This window comes from Nostoc sp. (assembly GCF_036917455.1).
GTDB lineage: Bacteria > Cyanobacteriota > Cyanobacteriia > Cyanobacteriales > Nostocaceae > Nostoc.
In genome coordinates this window covers 1-11,764 of the sequence record NZ_JBALDK010000194.1, presented here as the reverse complement: position 1 = coordinate 11,764, position 11,764 = coordinate 1, and the positions used below count along the sequence as shown (strand labels likewise).

12 protein-coding genes and 1 pseudogene are annotated in these 11,764 nt (G+C 41.8%); 4 read left to right on the top strand and 9 right to left on the bottom strand.

Annotated elements, in window-relative coordinates:
• Positions 1 to 230: 230 nt before the first annotated feature.
• Together V7K42_RS20270 and V7K42_RS20265 are read left to right on the top strand one after the other, a co-directional pair.
• Positions 231 to 908, top strand: coding sequence for a potassium channel family protein (locus V7K42_RS20270; RefSeq protein ID WP_334919162.1), 678 nt, complete (start codon positions 231 to 233; stop codon positions 906 to 908).
• Between the two features lie 75 nt (positions 909 to 983).
• Positions 984 to 1,544 carry a DUF3124 domain-containing protein gene (locus V7K42_RS20265; RefSeq protein WP_334919161.1) on the top strand — a complete coding sequence of 187 codons (561 nt, stop codon included), beginning with the start codon at positions 984 to 986 and terminating at the stop codon, positions 1,542 to 1,544.
• Positions 1,545 to 1,711: 167 nt separating this feature from the next.
• Here the strand turns inward: V7K42_RS20265 and V7K42_RS20260 are convergent, their stop codons facing one another.
• From V7K42_RS20260 to radC, 4 genes are all read right to left on the bottom strand, one after another.
• Positions 1,712 to 3,265 (bottom strand): cation:proton antiporter, encoded by a 1,554-nt coding sequence (locus tag V7K42_RS20260; protein WP_334919160.1) that lies wholly within the window; start codon positions 3,263 to 3,265, stop codon positions 1,712 to 1,714.
• A 168-nt stretch (positions 3,266 to 3,433) separates the two neighbouring features.
• Complete coding sequence (locus V7K42_RS20255) at positions 3,434 to 3,586, bottom strand: hypothetical protein (protein ID WP_334919159.1); 153 nt, start codon at positions 3,584 to 3,586, stop codon at positions 3,434 to 3,436.
• A gap of 13 nt (positions 3,587 to 3,599) precedes the next feature.
• Entirely contained in the window at positions 3,600 to 3,728 is a 129-nt protein-coding gene (locus tag V7K42_RS20250; protein ID WP_334919158.1) for a hypothetical protein, read from the bottom strand.
• Between the two features lie 296 nt (positions 3,729 to 4,024).
• Entirely contained in the window at positions 4,025 to 4,756 is a 732-nt protein-coding gene (radC, locus tag V7K42_RS20245) for a RadC family protein (protein ID WP_334919157.1), read from the bottom strand.
• A gap of 618 nt (positions 4,757 to 5,374) precedes the next feature.
• Here radC and V7K42_RS20240 point away from each other — a divergent pair.
• The gene (locus V7K42_RS20240; protein WP_104900922.1) at positions 5,375 to 5,653 is read left to right on the top strand and encodes a hypothetical protein; all 279 of its coding nucleotides are present in this window, start codon (positions 5,375 to 5,377) and stop codon (positions 5,651 to 5,653) included.
• 522 nt (positions 5,654 to 6,175) lie between these two features.
• On the opposite strand, the gene V7K42_RS20235 is transcribed toward V7K42_RS20240, so the two are convergent.
• The 3 genes from V7K42_RS20235 to V7K42_RS20225 all read right to left on the bottom strand — a co-directional run bounded on the left by V7K42_RS20235 (position 6,176) and on the right by V7K42_RS20225 (position 9,548).
• The gene (locus tag V7K42_RS20235; protein ID WP_334919156.1) at positions 6,176 to 7,594 is read right to left on the bottom strand and encodes an aldehyde dehydrogenase family protein; all 1,419 of its coding nucleotides are present in this window, start codon (positions 7,592 to 7,594) and stop codon (positions 6,176 to 6,178) included.
• 74 nt (positions 7,595 to 7,668) lie between these two features.
• Complete coding sequence (locus tag V7K42_RS20230) at positions 7,669 to 8,724, bottom strand: nitrilase-related carbon-nitrogen hydrolase (RefSeq protein WP_334919155.1); 1,056 nt, start codon at positions 8,722 to 8,724, stop codon at positions 7,669 to 7,671.
• A gap of 65 nt (positions 8,725 to 8,789) precedes the next feature.
• Complete coding sequence (locus V7K42_RS20225) at positions 8,790 to 9,548, bottom strand: red chlorophyll catabolite reductase (protein ID WP_334919154.1); 759 nt, start codon at positions 9,546 to 9,548, stop codon at positions 8,790 to 8,792.
• 367 nt (positions 9,549 to 9,915) lie between these two features.
• Here V7K42_RS20225 and V7K42_RS20220 point away from each other — a divergent pair, with 367 nt between their 5' ends.
• A complete protein-coding gene (locus V7K42_RS20220) occupies positions 9,916 to 10,467 on the top strand; it encodes a peptidoglycan-binding domain-containing protein (protein WP_334919153.1) in 552 nt (183 codons plus the stop codon).
• 178 nt (positions 10,468 to 10,645) lie between these two features.
• Here the strand turns inward: V7K42_RS20220 and V7K42_RS20215 are convergent.
• Both V7K42_RS20215 and V7K42_RS20210 read right to left on the bottom strand, forming a co-directional pair.
• Positions 10,646 to 10,915 (bottom strand): annotated as a pseudogene (locus V7K42_RS20215) (sucrose synthase); the annotation flags it as partial.
• 43 nt (positions 10,916 to 10,958) lie between these two features.
• Entirely contained in the window at positions 10,959 to 11,609 is a 651-nt protein-coding gene (locus tag V7K42_RS20210; RefSeq protein ID WP_334919152.1) for a hypothetical protein, read from the bottom strand.
• Positions 11,610 to 11,764 lie beyond the last annotated feature (155 nt).

Sequence of the window (11,764 nt, the reverse complement as noted above, 5' to 3'; positions counted from 1 at the left end):
TATATTTTTACTAACTAAAAGCCTCCTCAAATTCCAAATGAGAAGGCTTTTATTTTTTCATTCTTTCTTTTGACTTTCACACTTTCTTCTATTTAGTTATCCCTCTTCTCTCACTTTCCGAAATAAGCAAGTATTTAGCTGCTACGCAGCTAAATTTAATAAATAGCATTACATTCCTTTGCTAAGTTATAAAGCGGAATAGGAAGTCGAAGAGAGCACAAAGAAGAGCTATGTACGTACTAATTGGTGGAGCAGGCTTAGTAGGCTTGAGTTTGGCGCAAAAGCTAGTAGAACTAGGACATACTGTTGCCGTAATTGATATTGACCCTATCGCTTGTCGCTATGCCCGCGAACAAGTAGGAGTAATGGCTTTTGAAGGCAGTGCCGTGAGTACAGAAGTATTGTTAGAAGCTGGGATTCGAAAAACCGGCTCCTTGGCAGCTGTTCTGAGAAGTGATGCCTTAAACTTAGCAATGGTAACTCTTGCTAGACATTATGGTGTTCCACACCTTTTAAGTCGAATGCGTCACCCTGATTTTGCCGAACCACTGCGGATAGCTGGAGCCAACCACATTATCAGTACTGTTGAACTAGCGGTTTCAACAATGGTGAATGCCATTGAGTATCCCCAAGTGGAATCAATGATGCATTTTGAACAAGGGCAAATTGAGGTACTAAAACTTTCCATCCCAAACAATTGCTATGTTGCTGGTCGTAGCGTTGCCGAAATCGCTCAAGATTCACGATTCCCCAGTGGTTCGCTAATTATTGGCTACCAAGCCCATCCCCACGAAAATCTGATGATTCCTAACGGCAGTACAGTACTGGAACCTCATTCAACTGTACTGATTGTAACTAAACCAGGATGTTTACATCAAGTAATTGATTTTATTCAACAAAGATGTTGAGCGCAGTCCCTACCTAAATTCTTTATTAGGTGGGGTTAGCTACACACTGATGAAAAATGAGTGTAAATAGTTTTGATGAAGCTGTATCTACATATTTATTTAGCGATCGCTGTTATTTTTCTGGCATCTTGTCAATCAGCCAATATTCCATCCAAGTCACAACCCGATGCTACTCAAGCTACCCCAGTTCAAAAAATAGTAACGCTGGATAAGAATTTTAAGATAGCTAGCGGTCAAACTATTTATGTACCCGTCTATTCACATATCTATCATCATAATCGCCAGGAGATTTTCGAGTTAGCAGTTACGCTCAGTATTCGGAATACAGATTTGACTAATCCGATTGTTATTACTGCTGTGCGCTACTATAACTCAGAGGGGAAATTAGTTAAACAATATTTGGAGCGCCCTATTCAACTTGATGCCCTAGCTTCTACAGATTTTTTTATAAATAGAAATGATACCAGTGGAGGTTTAGGCGCAAACTTTATTGTCGAGTGGGTAGCTCAAACAAATATATCAGAACCTATAGTGGAAGCAGTGATGATTGGTACTGACTTTCAGCAAGGAATTTCTTTTATCAGTCCTGGTAGGGTGATTACAAATAAGCGATCGCCTTTAAAAGATAAATCTTAAAAAAGTGTATTTTCCTATAGGGAGAATTGTAATTATCACCGAAACGAACATGAAAATTTTCGAGACATATTTGCAATAAGTTCTCGCCAAACCTCCACATTCGAATGGGGAAGCCAGGGAATAAAAACATCTCTTTTTATGCACCATACCCCATACTCAATAACGACTTAATCATCTTCTAGTTTCAGCAATTGTTCATCAATAGTTTGTATCCGTACACGCACAATTTCTTCTGAGAGAATTCGCTTCCGCATCGCCTCATTGAGCGCTCCTTTTTCTGCCAAGAGTAAACGGCGGCGAATGGCATCAAGTTTAGCACTCTTGCCAGTTTTGCCGTCCGCATCATCACGACGACGATTATAAAGTTCTCGTAGTATCTTTTCTGCACCTGCAATTCGTACCTGATAAGCTGAACGCATCTCTTCATAAACGGCCTTCGGCAACACCCCTGATTTCAACAAGCTATCTAATTCATCTTGTGCTGCTTTACCTGTCATCAACTGAGCTTGCAATTCTTCAACCTGTTGTTGAATTTCTGAAACTTTAGATAATTTTAAACGTTTTACTACCCAAGGTAAACTTAAACTTTGTCCCACTAACGACACCAGCACACTACCGAAAACTATAGCTATGAGGACTTCTCGCCCTGGTAATGTAGTGGGTAAGCTCAATGCCAGAGCCATTGAGAGTGAGCCTTTGATATTACCTAAAAACAGTAAATGTTGCCAGCGGAGAGGAATTGGGCGGTCAATCCAACGAATCCCTGCTAGCAACGGATAGACTGTAAGAACTCGCCCGACTTGATAGGCCAAAACTGCAAGTAGAATTGCTGGTAAAGTCCTCCAGAGCGTTACCAAGTCTATTTCTACACCAATCAATAGAAAAATAAAGGTGTTGACAGTAAAACTGGCATATTCCCAGAAACTCAACAAGGTAATGCGACTAGAAGCAGAAGTATTGCGAGAAAGACCAAAATTCCCGAAAATTAATCCAGCTACAACTACGGCCACAGCACCTGATACATCTAGAAAATCTCCAATCTGAAAAGTGCCTAATGCAACTGCTACCGTCAGCAATAAACTGCTAAGGGGATCGTCCAAACGGGCGAATACAGGTATGCTCAAGTAGCCTAAGACTAACCCTACGAGGCAGCCTCCTAGAGAGATAAATAGCGGTTGTTCGATTCCTTGTAGTAACGTGAGTGAACCTGTCGAATATACTTGCAAAACTAGATTGAACATAACTAGGGCAGCAGCATCGTTAAATAGGGTTTCACCTTCAACGATGGTGGAAAGCCTAGAGGGTACTGGTATCTCCTTGAAGACAGCAATCATAGAAACTGTATCAGTGTTTGCCAGGATTACTCCTACAAATAAGGCAGGTATCCAACTTAGTCCCAATCCAAATTTCAACAGGACAGCAATAATACCACTGGAAAGCACAGCCCCTGGCCCAGCTAGAAGGGCAATTGGTTTAAAGGTACTGCGTAGGCGACTGACATCTGTATTGATTCCAGCTTCAAACAGGAGAATTGGCAGGAAAAGATTTAAAACAAGAGTTGGATTTAAACCAATTGGACGAGATAATAGCTCAGTGATGGGCAAACCTGCTAATACTAAACCCACAACATAAGGGATTCGCAACTGTCGCGACAGCAGAGCTACACCTGTAGCAACGATCAAAAGAATAATTGAAACTTTGACTAATTCTGTAACGTCCACTATTACGTTTTGGAAAGTTATTTTAACTTGACTAATAGATTCTCTCCTTATTCATGTCAAATTAGCAAATTCAGCGTGTGGTTTAGAGCAACAGCGTGATTAGTGAATTTAAGAGTAGGCTTGAGCCTACAATTAGCCTTCATCCCCGACTTAAAAGACGTTCACCCCTCAAAACCTAAAGTGGAGAGGCTTGTCGTCAGACATTACAGTTCTTGCTAAACTACCAGAAATTTTCATCTCAATTTTGGCGTAGCCACTAATAACACCAGGCCCTATCGCAATTTCCAAATCTAACAATGTTGGTCTCGAGCGAGCCAACACTCTGCTACCGTAGCTAGACAACCATACCAGCCAACCCAGAATTGAGGCGATCGCTAATACAGGATGGCGTACATCCAGCTATAGCAAGGGACTGGGGACTGGGGACTGGGTGAAAAGTCTTTTTGTGTCTAAGTTTCATCATCTGTTGATGTACTAACCACCAAGGCTTGTGCTATACCATCTCAATTAACAAGACTTGAAGCAAGATTCCCTTGTTAAACTTAGCCACATACACTTGTAACACTTAAAAAGAACCCCAATGAGCAAAACCTAAAATCGGAAATCCTTTCCGATTTAACTTTAGTGAGGGTAATTAAAGAAAATCTTTAATTACGAATTACGTTAGGGTTCGCGCAGCGTCTCGTAGAGAAGCGGTAGCGCAGCGTTAGCGACGTTAGCGACGTAGGAGCGTTGGAACGAGCGTCATTACGAATTATTTTAATCCCCTTGCGGATGTTCATCCCACAACGTTGTTAGCTCTCTTAAACTCTGATGATTGCCATTACCCAAAATCAGATGATCTAGTACTGGAATCCCTAAAAGCTGCGCTCCTGCTAACAGCTGGCACGTTAATTCTATATCTTCCTGGCTAGGTTCAAGGTTCCCAGAAGGGTGATTGTGGGCAACTATTACCCGCGTTGCGCCTTGACGAATAACTTCCCGAAAAATATCACGAGGAGAAGCTAGGGTTTCGGTTGCTGTGCCAATGGTGATTATTTGTGTACCGAGTAAGCGATTCTTAACATCCAATAGCACCACTGCAAAACGTTCTTGTGTCTGCCACATCAAATCTTGACTGAGGGTAGCAGCAGCAGCAAGTGGGCTATCAATTAACGTACCATCATTGGGCCGAGATTGAAAAGCACGTTTACCCAATTCAATTGCTGCTAAAATACTTGTCGCCTTCGCCGGCCCAACACCAGAAATTTGCATCAACTGTGTGGGGCTAACTTCTCGCAAAACTGCCAAAGGATCGCGTTGATGTTTGCCTAATTCGCTCAAAATAAATTGTCCTAAACCCACAGCAGATAGTTTCCCCGGTCCTTGACCAGTGCCTAGAAGAATTGCGATTAATTCGGCTGTGGCTAAAATTTTGGCACCATGCGTCATTAATCGCTCACGCGGACGCTCATTTGTAGGTAGGTCAGCAATTCTAAGGCAATAGGTCATAAACTAAGAAAATCGTCACCACAAATCAAACTATCCTTATTTATCCCTTGTTTGCCCTCCAAATCATATTGAATTGATAAAATTTTTTTAAAGGTGTCACGGCTGCGGTTGCGTTTAATTCGTTTGGTATCGCCGGCTAATCGTTGGACTGTGGTTTCTCCATTTTTGCGATCGCGTCCCGCACGCCAGAGGCGATGATCGCCTGCGTTTGCTTCACCTCCCGAACTTGGTACTTAATCACGGGCTTTCCGTTGACACCCAGGAACGACTCAAAGGGGTAGATCCTGGTAGAGTAAATGCGATCGCTTGTACCGATTGAATGACAACGAAAAGACTATCGAGCATAAATTCAATTGTCTAGCTAACTGGATCGCTCAAATAGCCTGACTTCTGCAAAGAAAATATGGGTTTCAAATCCGAGATGACAAGTCTTAGCTCACTGGGGATTCGTCTTAAATCATTCAATTAGAGATACTATCTTTTTGCATAATCTAAATTTGACATCAACTTACTAAGTACTACGGCTACAAAATATATTTCCTTTCTGGAAAAGACATTATCCCTTGTGTAGTCAACATCAACTATTACTTGAAGCTTAATAAAGCTCAAGAGGAACTCATGATTAATCAAGCTATAGATATAATCTTTGTAGATTCCTTTGCCTTTGCAATTAATGTGACAGTAGGTACACTACTTCACAGTAAAATCTGCAACTACTCATGGGAAGGAAAAGTAGAGGAGAAGCCTCAGCTAGAAGAAATTAGCTCTAATCTATCCATTTCAACACCATCTTCCGAAAAAATAGATGAAATCGCTCCTGTTCTAAGTAAATATTCCAAAGTAAATGCAAAAATGAAAGCAGAAGCTTTGGGTAAAAAAGCTTCGACGAGTGTGTAGATATAGCAATCCTAAAAAATAGCCCTTTCAAGGGGGAGCAGGGGATGCAGGGGAGGCAGGGGATGCAGGGGGAGCAGGGGGAGCAGGGGAGGCAGGGGGAGAGAAAGAAACAAGTGTATTTATAGCTATAAAGGTCGTAAAAAATACTAAAGTTTTCTCTTCACTCCCCCTGCTCCCCCTGCCTCAAGAGCTCTTTTCACGAGGATCTCACTTTTTCGCGTTGCTCCCCTTTCAAGGTGAATAGTAAAATCTCTTATTTTTTCTCAGCGCTACGGACACTTTGCTCAAGTAGGGAAACCCTTTCGGCAGTCGCTCATGGGGAAATCCCTTCTCTGCGAAGGCGCTAGCCTCACCACGCAAATGTCCTCCTCTGTGCCTCTGCGGTTTAAAAGTAATTAATTTAACTTTATTAGGCGCAGAGAACACAGGGATAAGAGATTAAAGAAGAATTTATTATCTAAAATTGTTATCCACCTTGAAAGAGCTAATTCTAAAAACTTATCCCTTGTTTGTTGACAGTATTTATGATTCATTATCAAACCACCAAGGGTCATTACTCGCGTTAGTTTTAATTAAAATAGCTTTTTTTCGCATGAACCGTTTTAGTGCTGCTGCACCCATGCGCGATCCTCCCATACCGGAAAATTTGAAGGCGTTTTTTTCTCCCTCGTGCATGATGGCAGTGAGTGCTGCATCGTTGATACTAATAGCACCTGCATCTATCTGCTGGGCAATTTCTAAGGCTTCAGTTTCTGAGGCAAAGACAGCAGCACTCAATCCATAAATTGAATCGTTTGCCAAAGATACCGCTTCTTCAACTGTGGAAAAAGGCATTATTGGCATAATGGGGCCGAAAGTCTCTTCGGTCATGACTTTCATGGAATGATTAACCTGGGTGAGAACTGTTGGACGACACCACCAACCCCCACCTAAGTCTTCAATTACACCGCCGCAGTGAATTACTGCTCCCTTTTGCACTGCATCTAGGAGATGATCGCTAATAATTGCTGCTTGTCTTTGGGCGATGATGGGGCCAATTTCTCCACTTTCAACGGTGGGGTAGGCTAGCTGGAGGCGATGGGCTTTGGCTACTAATTGATGGTAAAACTTTTCAAATATGGATTCAGCAACGTAAATCCGCTCAATTGATAAGCACGACTGTCCGGTGTTGACCACAGAACCCCACAAGATTGCTGAGGTTGCTAATTCTAAATTGGCTGATTCTAAAACGATAGCAGGATCTTTTCCTCCTAATTCCAAAAAAGCCGGAATAAACCGTTTCGCAGCCGCTTCTGCCACTTTTCGTCCTGTGGCTACACTACCTGTAAAGCACACTAAGTCTACATTGTCAATCAAAATAGAGCCGATTGCGCCTGCTCCTTCAACAAAAGTTAAGACATCGCGCAATTTGGGAACGGCGTTAAGTGTTGTTGTCAGTGGTGCGACAAAACGAGGAGCAATTTCACTCGGTTTGACAATAACGGCACAACCCGCCAGCAATGCTGGAATAGTATCAATGGTTGACAGCAACAGTGGAAAATTCCACGGGCTAATTATCCCAACCAGGGGATAAGGGACAGATGTTTGTTGCAAGGCGATAAATGGAATTGCTGTATTTTTTGCAGAGTCTTGCAGCAATTCCAGTGCTAATTTACACCAGCGATCAATGCTAGAGAGGAAGGAGTCTATTTCTAATACTGAGATTGACAATCTTCCCGTATCATTTACCAAGGCTTCAGTTAAGCGATCGCGCCCAGATAATATCGCTTCCTTCCACTGCTGTAAAGCTTCTATTCTCCCCTCTAAACCCAGTTTTTGCCAGCTAATTTGCGCTCGGCGAGTACGCTTACATTGCTGTGCCAGCAACTTTGGGGATGGCGGGATAATTACATAGTCAAATTTGCCTGTTCGGGGATTGCGGACTTCTATTGGTTTTGTCATTAGTCATTAGTCATTAGTCATGTGTCATTTGTCATTGGGTTATTTCTTTGTCCCCCAATTCTCAATTCCCAAATTCAAATTATCCCCAATTTGGCTAACCGCTCAATGGTGGCTTGCTGGGTTTGGAGGAAGTGTTTGCGGTCTATTTCTCCCTCCAGCATAGTATTAGGGGGGTAAAAGTGTGATTGGTGATAACTTTCGGCATATAATTCAAAGCGTTGGCGGGCAAGTAAATTATGTAAACCCGGTCGGCGGCGATCGCGGCGTAATGCTCCTAAATCAATCTCTGCAAATGCTGCCATGCTCTCGCCTGCACCTGTTTCGGCTAAAACGATTCCGCGATGGTCGATGATTTTAGAGCCACCATCAGCAGAAGCTATGGGGATAGCAATATTAGCAATACCTGCGGTATTGGCTGAAACTACATAAGCCATATTTTCAACAGCGCGAGTGATTTTTGCAGCGTCTTTGGGGGTGAGGCTCTTGTTGTATACTTCCGAAGTGGAATGGACAAAAATTTCTGCGCCTCGCATCGCTAAACACCGCGCCACTTCTGGATACAAAATTTCTTCTGATGCTAAAGCTGCTAAATTACCGATCGCAGTTTTGGCTACAGGGAAAACTCCTTCTAAACCATAGCAGTCGAGATATTTATCCCAAACATCATGGGGGGTGGGAGCAAATAAAGAATTCAGCCGCCGATATCGCAAGACGATTGAGCCGGAAGGGTCAAGAATAAAGCAGGTTTGGAAGTACAATCCAGGAAAGTTGGGATCGACTTCGTAGGCGTTCCCAGCTAAAAATATTTTATGCTTTTGGGCAATTTTACCAAGTGCCTCATACTCAGCACCAGCCATTTCTATACAAGCTTTTTCTGCCCATCCTGAGAGAGAATCTCCCATTGGGAAACCAGTAAGAAAATATTCTGGTAGTACAATTAAACGACAATCAAAGCCAATGAAAGCGATACTGGCAGCAATTTGTTGAGCTATGCGGTTGATGGAGTTTTGCATAAGCGATCGCGCTTCTTGGCGTAGGCGTAGCCCGCTGTAGGCATCGCTTGTTTGATTGACTGCATGACAGGTAACTTGCAGTGCTAAGGCGCGGTAGGATTCTGGATTAATTGTCATTGGTCATTGGTCATTAGTTATTAGTCATTGGGCATTTGCAATTGGACTTTGGACAAATGACCAATTTAGCGATCGCCACCCCAGAGCGATCGGACAAGTTTATCTGTCAATTCCGATCCAAACATCTGTGCGGCAAATTTATTACCTGGATCGCGTTCAGCACTGATCCGGCGCAGTTCCAAATCACGAGATGCTAAAGCTTCCCGTGCATCTTCTGGCACAGGTTCAGCTGCATCTACCCAGGTGAGCCAGCGATCAAGGGTTTCATGTGCAACTGTGCGAGTTAATTCCAGGGTATCCAAGGTAGGTGCGCTGGTGTAACACAAGCTAACAGGCGATTGAAATAGGCGAATATAGGTGCTTTTGCTAGTAAATGCCTTTAGGCGCGAATCTTCCTGCAACTTCAAAAATGTTTGGTTAACTGGTTCATAGTAGCGATCGAGATATGCCAAATCGGTTAAAAGCTCAGTTCGGGGAATGTAATCTATATAAAAGAAAATATTCGGAAGTGTGCCAAACTCAAAAGCCAAATGAGGAACCTGGATATGCGATTTCAACCAAGTGGTAAGACGCATGGTACTAAAGTTTGATTTTTCCGGGTTTCCTAGCCACGAATGCACTAGCCAGTCAATTTCTTTCCCTGAAAAAGCGGTGAGCGAACCCTTCACATTGCCATCAAGACTGCTGTATTTCTGTAAATCTTCTACAGAAGGGTCTGGATGTAATTGAAAACGAGCCTCTAGTTTGTGGTGCAGTTCCTTTGTAATTCCCCACAACTGCTCAAATACAGCTTTATTGTCTAAATCTGTTGGTTGCTGAGTCATAGTTTGAGTTTGCGGCTTTTCTATAGACTTTATGTTTAGTTTGACACTCGTATCTAGATCGCTGCTCATATTAAGCAACGCATTCATCGAATTCAGATAATCCTGAAATGATTGTATAGTATGTTATTGTCTAAACCGTTGATTTAGATACCATATCTTACAAGTTGATGGCTTGATTAGAGATAAAAAGCACAAAGCTAATGATATTAGTCTGATTAGATGGAATTGGAGGTGAGAAGATATGAGAATGACAATATTATCTGAAAAACTAGTACATGACTTTTCTATTTAGTCTAGTATGTATTATCCCGGATAGTAGCAATGTTGTTAGTTAAAAGAAATATTGGTTGAAGTAAAATGAAATACAATGACTGAAATTGGCCTGATGATGACGGGCGTGTTAACAATAAGACAAGCATTTGGGGCCAATTTGCCACAGCAGCAAATAGTTCAGATGGAAAATGACGTAAACCAGTCAAAACAGAGTGAGTTAGAGATAATTGCTCAAGTTACACCACCTGAATTCATGCATACAAATGGGATTTCCCAGGCTTCTCCCTCAGCGATCGCAGTAGAGAAAGAACGCATACTTAAGAAAATCAGCAAAAAGAATCACTTCCTAGCTTCTTCTAACTTAGGTGAGTCTAAGAAATCTCAGTTTGTCAGTCAAGTCCGCACAAAGGCTACAGGACGCTTCCAGAAGTTTAGTAGCCAACCGATGCCGACTCTTTATTTCGGTAGCTCTGGTGTTACGGTGAGAGTTTTGCAACGGTTGTTAGTGGGTAACGGTTATGCCGTAAAAGTGGATGGGATTTATGGCGCACTGACAGAGACTGCTGTCAAAGCCTTTCAAAACCAGCAGAATTTAGGAACCGATGGAGTAGTTGGTCAAAGAACTTGGCGGGCGTTGACAATTTAATGATTTGTCCTTAGCTAAGGGATTTCCAAATAAAAAAATAACCAATCGCTGTGTAAGCAGGGGGTAGGGGGAGTAAGAAAAATATAATCTGAATAAATTGGATAGTTTATTTTCTGGAAGTACCTAATAAGAAATAACAAATGACTAATTATCGGTACTTGTGCTGTTCTAATAGCTGTTACGCTTTTGGCTTATAAATTAAATAAAACAAAGCCTCGATATAACGTAGTAAATCTTCCCGATTCTCCTTCGAGGTAAAGTTCCAGAAGCCATAAATCCTTGCTAGGGATAACAGCTTCGTAGTATGAATTTTCCAAGTGTATGTGCTGTATACTCGGTCAATTCCTCGCTGCGAAATTTCATTCCAATAGTTAGAATTCTGTTCGCATTTAGTGATAAAATCTACAATTTTCGTGGCTGTTTCTTCTAAATTTATTGGATTAATGTAAATTTTAATAGGTTACGAGGGATTAAGCCTTAAACCAAGGGCATTAATTTACCAAACTGCGGGCTGATTTATATTTACGTTTTTGTCGTAAACCCACACTTAAGGCTCCAAAAGTTAATGCACCCAATGCAAAATTAGGTTCGGGAACACTGGCAATAGTAGATTTATTTTCGTTTGTAAGACCATTCCATCTGCCAAACTCGTACAACTCTAACCGATAGCTAAACAAACCGTCTGAATCACCAATAAATTGCAGAGGTGCTGAAAATTTCAACACAGTGCCATCGAGGCTGTATGGTACTGAACCCCGAATCTTACCCCAACCTCCTGAATTTGGTTCCGATGGGCCAACAGAGAAAACATCACGTATCCGAACGTCACCTGAAACGTGAATTTCTTCTCCGCGAATAATCGAAGAAAGGTTACTATAGGCAGAGGGGGGTCTAAAAATAGGTAATTCTCCGCTTGGATCAATAAAGTATTGAAAAGAGTCGGCTTGTCCCCCAAATTGATCAAGTGCGAAAAAGTCCGGCACTCTATTAAAATCTATAGTAAATAAAACTTCTTTGGCATCAAGATTTACCACGGCTGACTCTGATTCAACTAATAGTACTGCTTGCGCTATTTGCCCTGTGCCCAAGCCAATTAAAGCTGCTCCTACTATAGAGACTGAAAATTTTTGCAGATTTATCATAAAAATTACTTTTCTAACCGTAGTATGACATCAGGATAATACAGCAGATAACATATTAATAAAAAGTTATCACAGTAATTTCACTGAAAAATCATCATAATTTTACAGAATTTTTAACAAATATTGTATTACTTAAGAAATGCGATCGCATTTCT